At 63.4% G+C, this 18,441-nt stretch carries 16 protein-coding genes; 3 read left to right on the forward strand and 13 right to left on the reverse strand.

Annotated elements, in window-relative coordinates; translation table 11 throughout:
• Positions 1-26: 26 nt before the first annotated feature.
• The 10 genes from radA to VWZ85_RS18150 all read right to left on the reverse strand — a co-directional run bounded on the left by radA (position 27) and on the right by VWZ85_RS18150 (position 10,970).
• Positions 27-1,391, reverse strand: coding sequence for a DNA repair protein RadA (radA, locus tag VWZ85_RS18105; RefSeq protein WP_416589340.1), 1,365 nt, complete (start codon positions 1,389-1,391; stop codon positions 27-29).
• A 187-nt stretch (positions 1,392-1,578) separates the two neighbouring features.
• A complete protein-coding gene (locus VWZ85_RS18110; protein WP_416589341.1) occupies positions 1,579-2,022 on the reverse strand; it encodes a paraquat-inducible protein A in 444 nt (147 codons plus the stop codon).
• 129 nt (positions 2,023-2,151) lie between these two features.
• Positions 2,152-2,898: an ABC transporter ATP-binding protein gene (locus VWZ85_RS18115; RefSeq protein WP_416589342.1), complete on the reverse strand. Its 747-nt coding sequence runs from the start codon at positions 2,896-2,898 to the stop codon at positions 2,152-2,154.
• Positions 2,895-3,695, reverse strand: coding sequence for an MlaE family ABC transporter permease (locus VWZ85_RS18120; RefSeq protein ID WP_416589343.1), 801 nt, complete (start codon positions 3,693-3,695; stop codon positions 2,895-2,897). The genes VWZ85_RS18115 and VWZ85_RS18120 overlap by 4 nt, the downstream gene beginning before the upstream one ends.
• Complete coding sequence (gene alr, locus VWZ85_RS18125) at positions 3,692-4,729, reverse strand: alanine racemase (protein WP_416589344.1); 1,038 nt, start codon at positions 4,727-4,729, stop codon at positions 3,692-3,694. The genes VWZ85_RS18120 and alr overlap by 4 nt, the downstream gene beginning before the upstream one ends.
• 338 nt (positions 4,730-5,067) lie before the next feature.
• Entirely contained in the window at positions 5,068-6,588 is a 1,521-nt protein-coding gene (locus tag VWZ85_RS18130) for a replicative DNA helicase (RefSeq protein ID WP_416535911.1), read from the reverse strand.
• A 273-nt stretch (positions 6,589-6,861) separates the two neighbouring features.
• Positions 6,862-7,542 carry an orotate phosphoribosyltransferase gene (locus tag VWZ85_RS18135; RefSeq protein WP_416589345.1) on the reverse strand — a complete coding sequence of 227 codons (681 nt, stop codon included), beginning with the start codon at positions 7,540-7,542 and terminating at the stop codon, positions 6,862-6,864.
• Between the two features lie 77 nt (positions 7,543-7,619).
• A complete protein-coding gene (pyrC, locus tag VWZ85_RS18140) occupies positions 7,620-8,660 on the reverse strand; it encodes a dihydroorotase (RefSeq protein WP_416540376.1) in 1,041 nt (346 codons plus the stop codon).
• Between the two features lie 81 nt (positions 8,661-8,741).
• Positions 8,742-9,701 (reverse strand): phosphoadenosine phosphosulfate reductase, encoded by a 960-nt coding sequence (locus tag VWZ85_RS18145; protein ID WP_416537769.1) that lies wholly within the window; start codon positions 9,699-9,701, stop codon positions 8,742-8,744.
• Between the two features lie 189 nt (positions 9,702-9,890).
• Positions 9,891-10,970: a glycosyltransferase family 2 protein gene (locus tag VWZ85_RS18150; protein ID WP_416589346.1), complete on the reverse strand. Its 1,080-nt coding sequence runs from the start codon at positions 10,968-10,970 to the stop codon at positions 9,891-9,893.
• 310 nt (positions 10,971-11,280) lie between these two features.
• Between VWZ85_RS18150 and VWZ85_RS18155 the strand changes: the two genes are divergently transcribed.
• The 3 genes from VWZ85_RS18155 (at position 11,281) to VWZ85_RS18165 (ending at position 15,563) form a co-directional block, all read left to right on the forward strand.
• On the forward strand, positions 11,281-12,294 hold the full coding sequence (locus VWZ85_RS18155; RefSeq protein ID WP_416537767.1) for an AAA family ATPase: 1,014 nt from the start codon (positions 11,281-11,283) through the stop codon (positions 12,292-12,294).
• 18 nt (positions 12,295-12,312) lie between these two features.
• Entirely contained in the window at positions 12,313-13,578 is a 1,266-nt protein-coding gene (locus VWZ85_RS18160; RefSeq protein WP_416537766.1) for a vWA domain-containing protein, read from the forward strand.
• A gap of 122 nt (positions 13,579-13,700) precedes the next feature.
• Positions 13,701-15,563 (forward strand): OmpA family protein, encoded by a 1,863-nt coding sequence (locus VWZ85_RS18165; protein WP_416589347.1) that lies wholly within the window; start codon positions 13,701-13,703, stop codon positions 15,561-15,563.
• 90 nt (positions 15,564-15,653) lie between these two features.
• Here VWZ85_RS18165 and rsgA read toward each other — a convergent pair whose 3' ends face one another.
• From rsgA to VWZ85_RS18180, 3 genes are all read right to left on the reverse strand, one after another.
• Positions 15,654-16,745: a ribosome small subunit-dependent GTPase A gene (gene rsgA, locus VWZ85_RS18170; protein WP_416537764.1), complete on the reverse strand. Its 1,092-nt coding sequence runs from the start codon at positions 16,743-16,745 to the stop codon at positions 15,654-15,656.
• Positions 16,746-16,997: 252 nt separating this feature from the next.
• Entirely contained in the window at positions 16,998-18,182 is a 1,185-nt protein-coding gene (locus VWZ85_RS18175) for a vWA domain-containing protein (RefSeq protein ID WP_416589348.1), read from the reverse strand.
• Positions 18,183-18,236: 54 nt separating this feature from the next.
• Positions 18,237-18,404, reverse strand: coding sequence for a hypothetical protein (locus VWZ85_RS18180; protein WP_340545170.1), 168 nt, complete (start codon positions 18,402-18,404; stop codon positions 18,237-18,239).
• Between the last annotated feature and the right edge of the window lie 37 nt (positions 18,405-18,441).

An 18,441-nucleotide genomic window follows, 5' to 3' on the forward strand; every position in this document is an offset into this window, starting at 1 on the left:
AACCTGCGATTAGAATTCTTGCGACTTTAGCCAGCCCCAAAGTATTCGCCAACAAAACCGGCGAGATCAGAGGCCTGCCGCACCGCAAGTCCGGGGACCGCGACGGATTTGCCACCACTTGGAGCTATCGCTGCGGTGAAACCAAGTTTTTGCGCTTCTTTCAACCGGTTTTCGGTCTGCGGGGCCGGTCGCAGGGCTCCTGAGAGCGATATTTCTCCGAATACCACCGTATCAGAGGGCAATGCGGTGTCTTCGCGGGCGCTGAGCAGCGCCGCCGCCACCGCCAGATCCGCCGCAGGTTCCGATATCTTCATGCCGCCGGCCACATTCAGATAGACGTCGAGCCCGGCAAAAGGGATGCCGCAGCGCGCCTCCAGCACGGCAAGGATCATCGCCAGGCGCGAAGAGTCCCAGCCCACTACGGCCCGGCGTGGCTGCGAATGCGGCGAGGGCGCGACCAGCGCCTGCATCTCGACCAGAACCGGGCGGGTACCTTCAATACCAGAAAACACCACAGAACCGGGCGAGGGTGTGCCGCGTTCCGACAGAAACAGCGCCGAGGGGTTGCGGACTTCGCTCAGCCCGCCACCGGTCATCTCGAAGACGCCGATCTCATCCGCCGGACCAAAGCGGTTCTTGACCGCGCGCAGAATGCGGAACTGATGCCCGCGCTCGCCTTCGAAATACAGCACGGTATCCACCATATGCTCGACCACCCGCGGACCGGCAATCTGGCCTTCCTTGGTGACATGGCCCACCATGATGATGGAGATCCCATTGGTCTTGGCAAAGGTGGTCAGCTCATGCGCCGCGGCACGGACCTGGCTTACGGATCCCGGCGCGCTGTCCACATGATCGGCCCACATGGTCTGAATGGAGTCGATGATCGCCAGCTGTGGCCGCTCCGCCTCCAGCGTGGTCAGGATATCGCGCAGATTGGTCTCCGCCGCCAGCTTGACCGGCGCTTCAGCCAATCCCAGTCGCTGCGCCCGCATGCGTACCTGCGCACTGGCCTCTTCGCCGCTGACATAGATCGTCTTGAGGCCTGAATGGGCAAACTGCGCCGCCGCCTGTAGCAGCAGCGTCGACTTCCCGATCCCGGGATCGCCGCCCACCAGAATGGCCGAGGCAGGCACCAGCCCGCCGCCCAGCACCCGGTCCAGTTCCGCAACCCCGCAGCAGGTGCGTGGCGGTGGCGTCTCCTCGGTCGCAAGATCGCTGAGCGAAATGGTCTTGCCCCGGCGCATGCCCAGAGATTTCGACGCCGGGCCGCCTTTGGACAGGCCCTTGTCTTCGGTGATGGAATTCCACTCGCCACAGCCATCGCAGCGCCCGGACCACTTTGAAAAAGATGCTCCGCAGGCAGAGCAGGAATATGTTGTTTTTGCCATCCGGTAGATCTGGCAGATGTTTCCGGTTTGTTCAAGTGTTGCGGTCGCTGAAACCGATCCTGCGAGGCGCTGCCTCGCGCTCCGGGATATTTGACGCCAGAAGATGGGAAGTAGCGGATTTCTTCTGGCCGGAAATATCCCGGGGGAGGCCGCAAGGCCGGGGGCAGAGCCCCCGCGGACCCGGTTCTTACTCGGCAGTTCTGACCCGCCGCTCGGTTATCAGCCCCAGCACCACCGAGGCCAGGATACAGCCTGTAAACAGATAAAGCCCCCAGGCGGTTTCGATCGTCGCGTAGCCGATCCCCTTGGCCAGGGTGATATAGAGCGCGATCAGAAAGACATCGGCCATCGCCAGCTTGCCCAGAATATGGAGGACGGGCAGTAGCCGCATATCCAGCAGGCCCCATTGCACCAGCGCCAGCCCGATGGTTTTGAGATAGGGGGCGAAGATCGCAAAAGCCGTGACCGTCAGAGCGAGGATGACATCGCTGCCCCAAAGGCTCTGCAAGCCGGTGATCACCGAGATCTCGCTGAGGCCGAAGATCGGCAGCAGACCCGCCCGCATCAACGGCGCAAACCAGGCGACGGGGTAGAGGATCAGGAGCGAGAGCGTGAGGAGGCGGAGGATCATGGCAGCTCGTTTTCTGTGGGTCGGCCAAGACTTGCGCGTTTAGTGCCGGATTTGAAGGGGGAAGGCTGCGAGCGAACGCCAGACGCGGAGCCAGAGACAGCGACCCTCGCAAAGAAAAGGCCGCGAGGCCTAACGCACCGCCTCGATCGGTCCTTCCGCGCGGCCGTGGATGAACTGGTCGAGATAGGGGTCGCCCGACTGGTCCATCTCGCTAACCGGGCCGGTCCATTGGATCACGCCTGCGTGCAGCATCGCCACATTGTCGGCAATGGCGCGGACCGAGGACATGTCGTGGGTGATGGTCATCGCCGTTGCGCCCATCTCCACCACGATCTCGCGGATCAGGTCATTGATCACGCCCGACATGATTGGGTCGAGACCGGTGGTCGGCTCGTCAAAGAAGATGATTTCGGGCTCGGCGGCAATCGCACGGGCAAGACCCACACGCTTCTGCATGCCGCCCGACAGTTCTGCAGGCAGCCGGTCCGCCACATCAGCCTTCAGGCCCACCCGGCGCAGCTTCTCGATGGCGATTTCGCGCGCCTCTTCGGTGGGCCGCTTCAGCGCGCCGCGCAGGAGGCGGAAGGCCACGTTTTGCCAGACCGGCAGGCTGTCAAACAGCGCGCCGCCCTGGAACAGCATCCCGAAGCGGGCCAGAAACATGTCGCGGTCGCCGGATCCGGCGGGTTTGCCATCGACAAGGATCTCACCGCTGTCGGGCTGGATCAGGCCAAGGATGCTTTTCAGCGCCACCGATTTGCCGGTACCGGAGCCGCCGATGATCACCATCGAGGTGCCTTTGGCGATCTCCAGATTCATGCCGTTCAGCACGCGGTTGTCGCCAAAGGCCTTATGGACGTCTTTCATCTGGATCATAGCGAGAAGAAAATCCCTGTAAGGACAAAATTGGCGGCCAGGATCAGCACGGCTGCGGCCTCAACCGAGCCTTTGGTGGCGCGGCCGACGCCCTGCGCGCCGCGGCCCGACTGCATGCCGTAGTAACAGCCCATCGTGGCGGCGATGGTGCCAAAGGCGGCGCCTTTGACCAGGCTCGAGACGATGTCGCGGGATTCGAGGAAATCTACGGTGTTCTTCAGATAGGCAGCCGGGTTGAAGCCCAGATTCTGGGTCGCCACCACATAGCCGCCCATAATGCCGATGATGTCACCAACCCCGACAAGCACCGGCACTGTGATCAGCGCGGCCAGCACCCGCGGCGCCACCAGGTATTTCATCGGATGGGTGGAGAGCGTCACCAGCGCGTCGATCTGCTCGGTCACCTTCATGGTGGCGATTTCGGCTGCGATGGAGGAGGTGACGCGCGCGGCGATCATCAGCCCGACCAGAACCGGGCCAAGCTCGCGGACCATGCCGATCGCCACGATCTGCGGCACCACAGCCTCTGCGTTGAAGCGGGCGCCGCCGGCATAGATCTGCAAGGCCAGGGCCGCGCCGGTGAAAATCGCGGTCAGCCCTACCACGGGCAGCGACAGCCAGCCCACCTGCAACAGCGCATTGAGCAACTCGCGCGGGTAGAAGGGCGGGCGCAGCATGTGGCTGAAGGTCGAAAGACCAAAGAGCGTGACCCGCCCCACAGCCCCCAGTCCGGCAAGGGCCATCTGTCCCAGCCGGGCAAGCAGGCTGAGGGGCGAGAGACGCGAGAGGGTGCTCATCCGGTGTAGCTCCGTGCATAGCGGCTGCCGAGGGAAGTGAGAATTTCATAGCCGATGGTGCCGGCCGCATCGGCAAGCGTATCGACGGTCTGGCGCTCATTCAGAATGGTCAGATGACTCGGCTCGTCACCAAGGTCGGTGACATCGACCGTGATCAGATCCATCGACACCCGGCCGACCACGGGGCAGGGCGTGTCGCCCGCGTAGACCTTGATCCCACCATTGCCAAGTGCGCGGTGCAGCCCGTCGGCATAGCCTGCGGCGACGGTGGCAATACGGCTGGGGCGCTGCGCAGTCCAGCTGTTGCCATAGCCGATGGTCTCGCCGAGATCCAGGCTGCGGATCTGGATCACCGGCAGATCGAGTTGCACCACCGGCAGCGCATCACCGAAGGGCTGGCCACCATATAGGCCGATGCCCGGACGGCAGAGGTCGAAGTGATACTTGCGCCCCAGCAGCAGCCCGCCGGTCGCGGCGAGGGAGCGGGGCAGATCAAGCCCGTCGGTCATCTCGACGAAGCGCTGCAACTGCTGGTCGTTCATCGGATGGGCCGGCTCATCGGCGCAGGCCAGATGCGACATCAGCAGCACCGGCCCCTGGCTGAGCGCGATGTCGCGCACGGCGCTCCACTCGGCGGCTTCCATGCCGAGCCGGTTCATGCCGCTGTCGAGCTGCACGCCAAAGGGGTGCCCCGGCAGGCTTTCGAAATGGCGCAGCATCTGGTCCAGCGAATTGAGCATCGGCGTCAGCTGGAAATCACGCAGCAGTTTTGCATCGCCTTCCATATGGCCTGCAAAGACCGAGATGCCGGGGCCGGGCCCGATGGCGCGGCGCAGGGCGACGCCTTCCTCTGCCATGGCCACGAAGAAATTGCGCGCGCCCGCCTTGGCCAGCGCCTTGCCAACGCGGCCTGCGTCCAGCCCATAGCCATTGGCCTTGACCACTGCGGCGGTTTCGCAATTGGTCAGCGCATCGAGATTGCGCCAGTTGGTCACCAGCGCATCGAGGTTGAGTGTCAGTCTAGCAGTCGTCATGTGCTGTTCATGACATGGGGGGCACAGGGGTCAAGGGGGAAACCGCATTCCAGCTTTGCTGCGGGCGTGCTTGGCGGAGTTTCGGCGCTGACCTGACACATATCGGCCTGCGGGGAGACCGGGCCTGCGGGGGCTGTCACGGCAAGTGATGATCTGCGCCGCGATCGGGGATTTCGAGTATTTCTGGAAAGGTGACAGGCAAGACCTGGACCATGACCGAGGACAAGCGCCGAGCTGCGGCCCAAGTCGGCAGGGCGCGCGGGGCAGGGCCGCGGCATAACAATAAGGCAGCGCAATAGATCTGCGCCGCCTGATGTCGATTGCCGAATTATCAGCGCTCAATATTCGGGCGCATGGTCCTGCTGCCAGGCTTTGGCGAGATTGCCGAAACGGGTGAACTGCGCCTCAAACGCCAGTTCCACGGTGCCGATGGGGCCGTGACGCTGCTTGCCGACGATCACCTCGGCCTTGGCGTGCAGCCGTTCCATGGCCTGTTTCCATTCTTCCATCTTGTCCAGCTCGTGATCGCCGGGCTTCTCGCGCTCCTTGTAGTATTCCTCGCGGAACACGAACATGACCACGTCGGCATCCTGCTCGATCGAGCCTGATTCCCGCAGATCCGACAGCTGCGGACGTTTGTCTTCGCGGCTTTCCACCTGACGCGACAGCTGGGAGAGGGCAACCACCGGAATGTTCAGCTCCTTGGCGATGGCCTTCATGCCCATGGAGATCTCGGCGATTTCATTGACCCGGTTGTCAGCCATGCCGCGACAGAGCTGGAGGTAGTCGATGACCAGCAGATCCAGCCCATGGGTCCGCTTCAGGCGTCGTGCCCGGGCCGCGAGCTGCGAGATCGGCAGCGCCGGGGTGTCGTCGATAAACAGCGGACAGCTTTCCAGATCCTTCGCCGCCTGAACGAACCGGCGGAACTCTTCCTCGGTCATATCGCCCTGACGGATCTTGTGGGAGGAAATTTCCGAAGCCTCGGCTAGGATACGGCCGGCCAGCTGTTCGGCCGACATCTCCAGCGAGAAAAAGCCAACCACCCCCCCGTCAATGGCGCCTTCGGTGCCATCGGGTTTCACACCCCGCTTATAGGCCTTGGCCACGTTGAAGGCGATGTTGGTCGCCAGCGAGGTCTTGCCCATCGAGGGCCGCCCGGCGAGGATCAGGAGGTCCGAGGGGTGCAGGCCGCCGAGCTGTTTGTCGAGATCAGCCAGACCGGTGGAAATCCCGGCCATGCCGCCGCCACGCTGATAGGCTTCATTGGTGACATTGACCGCTTCGGTGACCGCCTTGAGAAAGGATTTGAAGCCGCTTTCCGTCTGCCCCTGTTCGGCCAGTTTATAAAGCGACTGTTCCGCCTCGACGATCTGCTCCTTGGGTTCGGAGGCGACATCGACGCGGCGTGCCTTGTCGGCGATGCTGCGCCCCAGTGCAATCAGCTCGCGGCGGATCGCCAGATCATAGATCATCTGCGCATAGTCGCGCACCGCAAAGGCCGAGATCGAGGCGCCTGCCAGTTTTGCCAGATAGGCAGGGCCGCCCAGTTCCTTCAGCCCCTCGTCATCCTCCATGAACGCCTTCAGCGTGACCGGGGAGGCCAGCGTGTTCTTTGAGATCCGCGCAGCGGCGATCTCGTAGATGCGGGCATGGACCGGATCGTAGAAATGCGCCGAGGTGATGATCGAGGCAACGCGGTCGTAGACGTCGTTGTTGGTCAGGATGGCGCCGAGGAGCTGCTGTTCGGCCTCGACGGAATGGGGCAGGATGCTGACGTCGTCTGCATTGCCCTCGCCAGTGGCATCAGGCTGCGGGGCGGCGGGCAGATTGGGGTCAAAAGGCGTAATATCGTTCATCGCTGCTCTCGTCTTTGGCCCCGCGTTATACCGGCGTGGCGCGCGGTTTGGCTATCTGGAAAACTCTGTGGATGAATTGTGAACAGCCTGTGGATATCCGCAGGCTGGCCTGTGCGCCAAATCCACAGAGACCGGCTTGGGCTGGGCGCATTCTATATCATGTGGTGTAATCTGGGAAGCGATCTATATCTGGGCGATTGCCAGTGGCAGGGACGATTCGAGGGCAGCCCTGTCCACAGGCCGCCCCCGGTGCATCACTGTGCTGATTTCAGATCAGGCGGATTTATGCGCGTCCTGCCAGGCGCGCGGATCCTTGAGGAAACGCTCCACCTCATCCAGCGTCTCGCTGGAGAAGGCCTGCTGCACGCGCGCCTCGGTCAGCACGTCCCACCAGGTGCACAGATAGTGCAGCGACACGCCGTGGTCGCCCAGCGTCTTTTCGGTTTCGGGGAAGATGTCGTAGTAGAAGACCACTGCCGTATGGCCACAGGAGGCGCCGGTTTCGCGGATCGCATCGACAAAGGACAGTTTCGAACCGCCATCGGTGGTCAGATCCTCCACCAGCAGCACCCGCTCGCCATCGCTCATCGCGCCTTCGATGCGGGCGTTCTTGCCATAGCCTTTGGGCTTTTTGCGCACATAGGTCATCGGCAGCGCCATGCGCTCGGCGACCAGCGCGGCAAAGGGAATACCTGCGGTTTCGCCCCCGGCAATATTGTCAAAGGCCTCAAAGCCGGCATTGCGCATCACCGTGACGGTCATGAAATCCATCAGCGTCGAGCGGATCCGCGGAAAGGAGATCAGCTTGCGGCAGTCGATATAGCTGGGCGACGGCAGGCCGGAGGCCAGGGTATAGGGCGTCTCGGTATTGAAATTCACCGCGCCGATCTCTAGCAGCATACGGGCGGAAAGACGGGCGATTTCTTCGCGGGAAGGGTAGGAGGAGGGGATCATTCTATCATCCTTGTTGTCGGCGCGAGCCGCCGGTGGCAGGAGCCTCCGGCGGGGATATTTGGAGCCAGAAGATATGGTCAGGCAACTTTCCAGAATACATCAAACCCCGGATCAAAGACGGTCACCGGGCCATCGGCGGTGCTGATCTGGTCGGGGAACACTACGGCATTGTCCTGCTTGATCAGGGTCAGCCTGTCTGCATTGACGGGCAGGCCGTAGAAGGCCGGGCCATGTTCCGAGGCAAAGCCCGCCAGCTTGTCCAGTGCGGCCTCTTCTTCGAAGACATGCGCGAGCAGCGACATCGTATTGGGGGCGGTGAAACAGCCGGCACAGCCGCAGGCGCTGAGTTTGTTGGGGTCGGTATGAGGCGCGGAATCCGTGCCGAGGAAAAACCGCCGATCGCCGGAGGTGGCGGCCGCGCGCAGGGCGATCCTGTGCTCCTCGCGCTTGGCCACCGGCAGGCAGTAGTAATGCGGTTTGATGCCGCCGGCCAGGATGTGGTTGCGGTTGATGATCAGATGGTGCGTGGTGATTGTCGCGCCGAGGTCTTCGTCCTGGCTGGTGACATAATCGGCGGCGTTTCTGGTGGTGATATGTTCCATCACCACCCGCAGGCCCGGTGTCGCCTTGCGGATCGGGTCCAGCACCCGGTCGATGAAAACCGCCTCGCGGTCGAAAATGTCGATATCATGGTCAGTGACCTCGCCATGGGTGCAGAGCGGCAGGCCGATCTCTGCCATCGTCTCCAGCACCGCACGGACCTTGTCGAAATTGCTCACCCCCGAAGCAGAGTTGGTGGTGGCCCCGGCCGGATACAGCTTCACCGCCTTGACCAGACCGCTGGCGTGGGCCGCTGCCACATCCGCAGGATCGGTGTCCTCGGTCAGGTAGAGCGTCATCAGCGGTTCAAATGCCATGCCGTCGGGCAGGGCCGCCAGAATACGGTCGCGGTAGGCGGCGGCCTGGTCACCGGTCACCACGGGCGGCACCAGATTCGGCATGATGATCGCACGGCCGAAATGGCGGGCGGTTTCGGGGAGAACGGCCTTCAGCATCGCGCCGTCGCGCAGATGCAGATGCCAGTCATCGGGGCGGGGGATGGTGAGCTGAACGGTCATGGCGTTCGCCTAGCACAGGGCCGCGCGAAGGGGAAGCGACGGGATCATCTTGTCGCGCCGCTGGCCTGTCCCCGGTGTCGCTCAGCGCTCGGGTGGCAGGGTGATCTCGCCCTCGGCAGCGCGTTTCCGGAGCGCCTCAAGCCGACGACGGAAGCGCGGGGCGCGCAGCCTGCCGGTGACATTGCGGCAGAGCAGCGCCATCAGATAGGGGCGGTCTGTCTGTTCCAGCTCTGCCATCAGCTTTCGCAGATACGGGCCATTGGTGCGGCGGGCGCGATAGAGTTTGTAGAACTGCTGTTCCGTCAGCCGGTCGGCACCGGCCAGCGCCAGAATATTATAGAGGATTTCCATCTCGATCAGCCGGGTCTGCACAGTGTCGCCCAGATGGGGCGTGCGCAGGCGCATCACGTTTTTGCGCGCAAACAGGGCGGCATGCATGGAATCCAGCCGCTCACGCGGATCGTAGATCACAAAGCCCTGCCGGGCCGCATCCATCATGTCGGGGGCAAACCCGTAGCGATTGCTGAAATCGACACGGCGCATCTCGGTGAAGCGGTCGTCCCAGTCTGTCAGCCGGGGATCAAGGGTTGCTTGCGGCTGGATCGCGACCACGGTAGCGCCAGGCGCGGCCACGGAGAAGGCGGCCGCGGCATAGCCGCAGGGACCGGCGCCGTAGAACACCACCTTGTCGAATTCGTCAAAGAAACCATCATCGATCAGCTGGTCGAAAAACCCGAAGATGCGGTCATTGCGAAACCAGGTGTCGCCGTTGGAGATGAGGCACAGATGCGACCAGCCCAGGTTCTTGACCAGATCAAACCCGAGGGGCTGCGCCAGATCTGACAGGTTGTGGATGCCTTGGATTGTCTCAAAGCTGACCAGCAGCGTATTGCCCTGATCGATGAAGCTGGCAAAGTGACGATTCCCGAGCGGCTGATACATGCCGTTTTCTTCGGCCAGCGCGGCCATGCGGGCCTGCCACTGCGCGGGCTTCAGCCCGGACAGATCCTCGTCCAGCGTGTCCAACGTATCCTGCTGCATAGCCTCGTCCTCTCGCCCCGTCCTGGATCGGACGGGTTTGCCTCCAGCAACATCTAAAGGCGAAATAAGGCTAAAATTGGAAATTGTAAGGCCGGTTTGTCGGCCATTGTTGCGCGCAAAAGGAGGCGGAATAGCTTGCTGCGCGGGCGGGCCGATCGCATCCGGTCAAGGCTCAGCTCTGCCCACTGCTCAATCCTGCCCATTGTCGGGTTTGTCGCTGCCCTGCTGCGCGCTGTGACGGCCCAAGGTGGCAAAACCGGCGAGAGTGCGGGCGGTTCCGGGGCTGATCAGCCGCGAAGGCGGAGTCATCAGCAGGCGCGAAAACAATGTCCGATAGGCGTCCTGCTGCATCAACATGCGAAAGCGGTCGTGGCGCCACTGCACCGCACGTTCGTGCAGGCGCTGCAGCTTGGGGTCTTCGCGCAGCAGCTCGGCGATCGCCTCACGGGCGGGGCGATAGCGGGCGATGCTGCCGTCCTCATCGGTGTTGAAATTGCGTTCCACCCAATAATCCATGCCCAGCTCGCCCGGGCGGTTGACCCGTCCGCGGTCGGCTTTCAGCACATAGCTCTCCATCGCGCCAAGCGGGTAGTGGTTGAGCTGCACCAGATCGAAATTCGACTGACCATAGTTGGAGTAGATCCGCTGCGTCCTGAAGTCCTGACCCAGTTCACGACCCGATCCGTCGAACCAGCGATACCGCGCCAGCGCGGCCTCCTCCTGTGGGCTTCGCGGGCGATGCACCCCCAGTTTGCGATAGGTGCCGTCATTGCGATAGAGCGTCTTGAACATCGCCGCGCGCCACGGCCAGTGGATCACCTCCGGTGCGCAGCGGGTAAAGCTGTCGGTCACCGGCTGGTCCTGATAGCGCACCGTTTCGCCATTGCCGAACAGCCGCCAGGTGAGGGTGATCGCATCCGCATCCGGCAGCGCGTCATGCAGGTCGGTCAGGCGGCCGTCTCCGACGTGGATATTGACGAACTCATCCACGTCAAACGCCATCACCCAGTCCGCCTTGCGCATCAGCCGGTGTTTGTCCGCTTTCTTCAGCCCGGTGAACTGGATGCCGCCCTTGTCATAGGGGCCGTCGTTGCGCAGATGGGTGATATGGCCCAGTTCATCCAGTCGATCCAGCATCCGGTCGGTGCCATCCGCGCAGTCATTGGACAGGATCAGAATGTCGCTGAAGCCGACGGCCTTGTGATGGGCGATCCACTCCAGCAGGAAAGCCCCTTCGTTCTTTACACATGTTACGGCCAGTGTTCGCATGCTGTCTCCCGCTACGTCTGTGCCGTCGCCGCCTTGGGGCATGGCGCGCCCTTGGGGCGGATGGCCTGCCTCTGTCATCGCATTGCAGCGAAAGCCGGTCAATGTCATGCGCCGCTGCGCCGGGTGTTTGGGCCTTGCTGTGCAGATCGGTACATGCGGTGCGGGCGTGGTCGGCGGGGCGTCTATGAGACCAAAGTGGCATCGACAAGCGCTTGACCCGACCGGTTCGGCATGGCCTCTTGGTGCCGAACATATGGCCTGTTGGTCAGGGGCCAGATGTCTCCTGATCAGGGACCAGAAGGGGGGGCAGATGTCGCAGGAAACACAGGCGGTCGAGCCGGAAAATCCCACCCGCCACGCAGCGGACAGCGCCCAGGCTCGGGGACGGGCTCAGGGGCAGGCTCAGGCCAACGGTCTGCCCGGCTCCATTGATGCGGTGCAAACCCTGCTGACAGGCGCGGGCTATGTCGCGGATCGCGGGCTTGCCACGGTGGTCTTCCTGTCGCTGCGCCTCGGTCGGCCGCTGTTTCTGGAGGGCGAGGCCGGGGTCGGCAAGACCGAGATCGCCAAGACACTCGCCGCCGCGCTTGGACGTCGGCTGATAAGGCTGCAATGCTACGAGGGGCTGGATGCCGCCAGCGCCGTCTATGAATGGAACTTTGCCGCCCAGATGATGGCCATCCGCACCGCCGAAGTCGCCGCCGGGGAGGCAAGCGACCGTGCTGCGCTTCAGGCGGAACTCTTCAGCGACGACTATCTGATCCGCCGCCCGCTGCTTGAGGCGATGCAGCCGGACCCGGCGGGCGCACCTGTCTTGCTGATCGACGAACTCGACCGCACCGATGAGCCGTTCGAGGCCTTCCTGCTTGAGGCGCTCAGCGATTTTCAGGTCACCATCCCCGAACTTGGCACCATCAAGGCTCCCGAGCCGCCCATTGTGATCCTCACCTCCAATCGCACCCGCGAGGTGCATGACGCGCTGAAACGCCGCTGTCTCTATCACTGGGTGGATTACCCGGACTTTGAGCGCGAAATGGAGATCCTGACCGCCCGCGCTCCCGGTCTCGCACCGCGTCTGTCGCAGGAGGTCGTCGCCTTTGTGCAGGCCCTGCGCACCGAGGATCTGTTCAAACGCCCGGGCATCGCCGAAACCATCGACTGGGCCAATTGCCTGCTAGCGCTGGATGTGATCGACCTGTCGCCCGAGGTGATCGCCGACACGCTGGGGGCCATCCTGAAATATCAGGATGATATCAGCCGCCTGCATGGATCAGAGGCCAAACGCATTCTCGATCAGGCCCGTGCCGCGCTGGGTCCCGCCTGATGCGCCAGCCCTGTCCATATGCCTGAATACCCGCCATTGCCGCTCCCGGAAACGCCCCGGCTGGCGCAGAACATCACCCATTTCGCGCGGGCTTTGCGCCGCGCTGGGCTGCCTATCGGTCCGGGCCGGGTGAGCGAGGCGGTGGAGGCTGTTGCCGCTGCTGGCTTTACCTCGAAACAGGATTTCTACTGGACGCTGCACGCCTGTTTTGTCTCCAAGCCGGAGCATCGTCAGGTCTTTGCGCAGATCTTTCGCCTCTATTGGCGCGATCCGCGCTTTCTGGAGCATATGATGGCGGCGATGCTGCCCGCAATCCGTGGCACGCAGGAGGAGAAGGCCGCCAAACCGGCCCAGAAACGCGCCGCCGAGGCATTGCTGGACGGGGCTGAGGCACCGGATCGCCCTGACCCGCCGGAGGGGGAGGAGCCACCGGAACAGCTGGAATTAAACGCCGAACTCACCATGTCGCGCGAGGAACGGCTGCGGCAGCTCGACTTTGAGCAGATGAGCACCGCCGAGGTGGCCGAGGCCAAGCGGATGCTGGCCAAGATGCAGCTGCCGATCCGCCCCATTCAGTCGCGCCGTCTGATGGCGGCTCCCTCTGGCAGCCGGATCAACTGGCGGCGCACGCTCGCCCAGGCCGCACGTCAGGGCGGAGAGGTCACGACCCTCGCACGGGCGCAGCGCCGGCTGCGCTGGCCCAATCTGGTGGTGATCTGCGATATCTCCGGCTCGATGAGCCAATATTCCCGCCTGATCCTGCATTTCCTGCATGCGGTCGCCAATCGCAAGGGGCCGGGCTGGGCGCGGGTCCATGGTTTTACCTTCGGCACACGGCTTACCAACATTACCCGCCATCTGGCGCAGCGCGATGTTGATGCCGCCCTGGCCGCAGCCGGGGCCGAGGCGCAGGACTGGGAGGGCGGCACAAGGATCGGCGCCTGCCTGCATGATTTCAACCGTGACTGGTCGCGCCGCGTCATGGGGCAGGGGGCCGTGGTCCTGCTGATCACCGACGGGCTGGACCGCGACGACAGCGATCAGCTCAGCGCGGAAATGCAGCGGCTGCATCTCTCCGCGCGCCGTCTGATCTGGCTCAACCCCTTGCTGCGCTTTGACGGGTTCGCCCCCAAGGCGCGCGGCATCCGCGCCATGCTGCCTCATGTCGACAGCTTTCGCGCAGGCCATTCCATTGCCGCGCTTCAGGATCTGGCGGATATGCTCGCGCGTCAGGATGACAGCGGCGAAAAACAGCGCCTGATGCAGATGCTGACCGCCGACTGACCCCGGCGCCCGACGCCCGCATCGGCAGGCTCTGGCCGAAAAATGACCCTCACAGGCAACTTATTTGCTTTGCCGCGAGTTGGCTCCTTAGGCTTTGCACCGCACAGCGAAAGGAACACCGCATGGTTTCGCAGCTTCTCAGATCCTCGACCGCGTTGGCGGTCATCGTCTCTCTCAGCCTTCCGGTCGCCGCACCGGCGCAGTCCAAATCGGATCCGACCGATCTCAGCCAGATGACGGCGGAGCAGATCACCGAGGCCGTGCAGCGCTGCCTGCGTTGGCTGCAAAACGGCCGCATCACCCCCGAGGGTGAGATCCTCAAAGGCAAGGGCAAAGGGGCCAAGGCACAATTCTGCCAGGCCTATGTCACCGGAGAGCTGGACGCAGCATTGGATTCGGCGCTCGCGTCCGTTGCGCTGATGGCGGGCGCTGAACAGGCTGAGCCTGCACCTGAGGCAGGCGAACAGGCTGAGCCAGCAGCGCCGACCGAGGCCGAGCAGGCCGCCGCCGCTCCGGTTGAACCTGCCCCAGAACCTGCCGAATCTCAGACCGCGCCGACCGAAGCTCCGGCCGAGACGGCAGAGACAGCCGCTGAACAGAGCGCAGGTGAAACCACCGCAGAGGCAGAGACACCGGTGGAGCCGGCAGCCAATGACGGGGTGGGTACAGCCGCCAGCACAGAGGCAGGCGCCGCCGCCGCACCCGAGGCTACGGCTGAGGCCGAGACCACGTCCGACACCGAACTGGCCGCAGCGCTGGCAGAGGCTGAGGCCGGGACCGACCCTGCACCTGCGTCCGATCCTGAACCCGAACCCGAGGTTGAGCCGCTCGACAGTCAGGCCCAGGCCGACGCCCTTGCCCAGACCGAGGAGGCAGATGACAGCGCCGCCGCCGCAGCGGCCAGCGCCGCCGCCACCGAGGAGGCAGAGGTTGTCGAGGAAACCGTGACCGAGGACAGCGCGCGCAGTTCGGATGAGGAATTTGAAACTGCGGTGAACACCCCGGCGGCTGAGGCCGAGGCCACTGCCGAGACGTCTGCAAACGCTGAAACTGACAGCAACAGCGCCGCTGCCACCGCAGACAACGACGATGACGGTCTCAGCAAGTTGCAGAAGGCCGCTCTGCTTGGACTGGGGGCCGTGGCCATCGGCCAGCTCCTGAAACAGGGCGAAACCGTTGTCAGCAATTCCGGCGACCGCGCGGTGGTTGAACAGAACGGCCAGTACCGGGTGATCAAGAATGACGACGCCCTGCTTCGCCAGCCCGGCAGCAATGTCACCACCTACAAGTTCAAGGACGGGTCCACCCGGACCGTTGTCGTACGCGAGGATGGCGCAGAGGTGGAAACCATCCGCGCCCGCGATGGCCGGGTGCTGCGCCGCACCCGCACGCTGACCGATGGCAGCACCGTGGTCCTGTTCGACGACACCCAGCGCAGCGACAATGTTGTGGTCTCCGAACTGCCCACTGCCGCGCCGCGTCAGTCAGGTTTCAGCAGCGACGCGATCAGCGCCGATGAGCTGGCGCTGGCGCTGGCGGCAAAGGAAGCGCCGCAGGTCAACCGCCGCTTCTCCCTGCGCCAGATCCGCAATATTGACGCGGTGCGCCGCTTGGTGCCGGAAATCACCGTGCAATCCATCAACTTCGAGACCGGTTCTGCCGTGATCCGCGCCGCCGAGGCCGAAGAGCTATCGGCGCTGGGCAATGCCATGCGCGAGATGATTGCAAAGAACCCGCAGGACGTGTTCCTGATCGAAGGCCACACCGATGCGGTCGGTGCCGCGCCCTATAATCTGGCACTATCGGACCGCCGCGCCGAGAGTGTCGCGCTGGCGCTCACCGAATACTTCAACGTGCCGCCGGAAAACATGGTGGTGCAGGGCTATGGGGAAACCGATCTGGCGGTGGTGACACAGCGCGCCGAGCGCGCCAACCGCCGCGCTGCCGTACGCCGCATCACGCCGCTGCTACAGGGCGGTAGCTGACCGGGTGGCAGGGGGCAAAACCCCCGCATCTGCACATAGCAAAAGGGCGCCCCAACGAGGCGCCCTTTCTGTCTTGATCGCGCAGCGCGGTTACTTCCGGTTGCGTTTCTTGATCGACTTCACGGTTTTCACCATCTTGCCAAAGCTCTTGTCCTTGGCACGGCGCTGCGCCAGCGAGGCCGAGTTGAACGCCTCCTCCGCCGCCAGCTTGCGCCAGCGGTCAAGCCGCGCCGGGTCCACCTCGCCGGCTGCGATACCGGCCTGCACCGCGCAGCCCGGTTCGCCCTCATGGGCGCAGTTGCGGAACCGGCACTGGGTGGACAGCTCTTCAAGATCGGCGAAAACATCGCTCACCCCCTCGGCGGCATCGGTCAGCTGCAACTCCCGCATTCCCGGCGTGTCCAGCACGCCGCAGCCGTTTTCGATGAAATAGAGCTGCCGCCGGGTGGTGGTGTGGCGCCCGCGCGCGTCATCTTCGCGGATGCCTTGGGTTGCGATATCCAGATCATCGCCCAATGCCTTGGTCAGCGTGGATTTACCCACGCCGGAGGTGCCGAGAAAGGCAATCGTCTGCCCGGCCCGGACCCAGGGCGCCAGCGCCTCGCGCGCGGTCTCGCTCTTGGCGTTCAGCGGAACCACCTCAACCAGATCGGAAATCGCCTTTGCCTTGGTGACATAGGGCTCAAGATCGTCGCAGAGGTCGATCTTCGTCAGCACGATCACCGGCGTCACCTCCGCGTCAAAGGCCATGGCGATAAACCGTTCCAGCCGCGCGACGTTGAAATCCGCGTTGCAGGAGGTGACCACGAACATGGTGTCGATATTGGCCGCAATCAGCTGGATCTTGCGATCCTTGCCCGGCGCGCGGCGGCGGATCAGGCTCTTGCGCTCCAGCACCCGGCTATGGGTCGGCAGCTCGGCGTCCAGCATCAGCCAGTCGCCCACCGTGGCCTCGGGGCCGGGGGGGATCACCATGTCGATGCCATCGCCAAGGGCGCGCAGCCCGCTACGGTTCACCTCGGTGATACGCACGGGCGGATGGCTGGCGATCTCTTCGAGATCGGTTTGCTGAGAGAAAAAGCTCTGCCAGCCCAGATGCTCCAGCGGGCTCAGCGGTCGCGCGGTATCGGCAGATCCGTCAGTGGAGGCGGGGCTCAGGAATTGGGAATAGTCCCTTGTCATTGGGAATGTCTTTCTTGGTGTGATCGCGGGGCCTGCCCGGATCCGTGTCTCTGATGAATGTCGCGCAGATCTTTCCTGACACCTGCGGATGAGCGCAGGTGGTCTTCACCGGGGCAATCTGCAAACCGGGGTGGCCTCTGCCGCCCCTTCTTCACCAGGACATAAACTCTCCAATTCTCTGGCGCTTGGTCTACCCGAGGCGGGGTGACTTGGCAAGCTTTCGCCGCGCGTGGCCTGTGCGGGCTGCCGGGCCTAGCGCGTCAGCTCCCGCATGCCGCGCTCCAGTCCCGCCAATGTCATCGGCACCATCTGATCCTCGAAAATCTCCCGGATCATCTGGATCGAATGGGTATGGCCCCAATAGGCCTCCGGCACCGGGTTGATCCACAGATGTGAGGCCCACTGCGCCCGCGCCCGCTCCAGCCAGACCTGACCTGCCTCCGGGTTCCAATGCTCATTGGCGCCGCCGGGATAGGCGATTTCATAAGGCGACATCGAGGCATCGCCGACAAAGATACATTTATAGTCCGCCCCATAGGTGCGCAGCACCTCATGGGTGGGGATCTGCGCCTCCCAGCGGCGCCGGTTGTCGCGCCAGACCCCTTCATAGAGGCAATTGTGGAAATAGAAATATTCCAGATGCTTGAACTCGCTGCGCGCCGCCGAGAACAGCTCCTCCACCACCTTGATATGCGGATCCATCGACCCGCCGACATCCAGAAACAGCAGTACCTTCACCGCATTGTGCCGCTCGGGCCGGGTCTTCACATCCAGATAGCCATGTTCGGCGGTGGCGCGGATGGTGCCGGAGAGGTCCAGCTCCTCGGCAGCGCCCTCGCGCACCCAGCGGCGCAGCCGTTTCAGCGCCACCTTGATGTTGCGGGTGCCCAGTTCGACATCGCCGTCGAGGTTCCTGAACTCGCGCTTGTCCCAGACCTTCACGGCGCGCTGGTGGCGGCTTTCCTTCTGGCCGATGCGCACGCCTTCGGGATTGTAGCCATAGGCGCCAAAAGGCGAGGTGCCAGCGGTGCCGATCCACTTGTTGCCGCCTTGATGGCGGCCTTCCTGTTCCTTCAGCCGCTCTTTCAGGGTTTCCATCAGTTTTTCAAACCCGCCAAGCGCCTCGATTTCGCGGCGCTCTTCCTCGCTCAGATGCTTTTCCGCCATCTTGCGGATCCACTCCTCGGGGATATCCACGGCCTGCATCACCGCCTCGGCGGGGATCGCCTCCAGTCCCGAGAATGTCGTGGCAAAGGCACGGTCGAATTTGTCGATATTGCGCTCATCTTTCACCATGGCGGCGCGCGCCAGATAGTAGAAAGCGTCGATATCATAGGTCGCCAGCCCGGCCTTCATCCCCTCGAGAAAGGTTAGATACTCCCGCAGGGATACCGGAACCGCCGCCTTGCGCAGATTTTCAAAGAAGGGCTGAAACATCGGGGTCTCCGTCAGGGCTGATCAGGCGGTCATGTCGCGGCCCATAGCCCCGCGTCAGAGCAGGGCGCGGTCCGCAAGGATGGTTGCAAACATCCCCAGAATACCAAAAACAATGGCGTATGCAGCGCCATATTGCAGTTTGTCCGCCAAGCTGCCGCCGCGTTTCTGGGCCGTACGGGCCCCCAGGAATGCGCCAATGATCAATGCGCCGATTACGATCATGCCAATGTCCGTATGTTAGAGTGTTCAGGTCTCAGGT

It is taken from the genome of Phaeobacter sp. JH20_29 (assembly GCF_048056175.1).
GTDB classification, from domain to species: domain Bacteria; phylum Pseudomonadota; class Alphaproteobacteria; order Rhodobacterales; family Rhodobacteraceae; genus Phaeobacter; species Phaeobacter bryozoorum.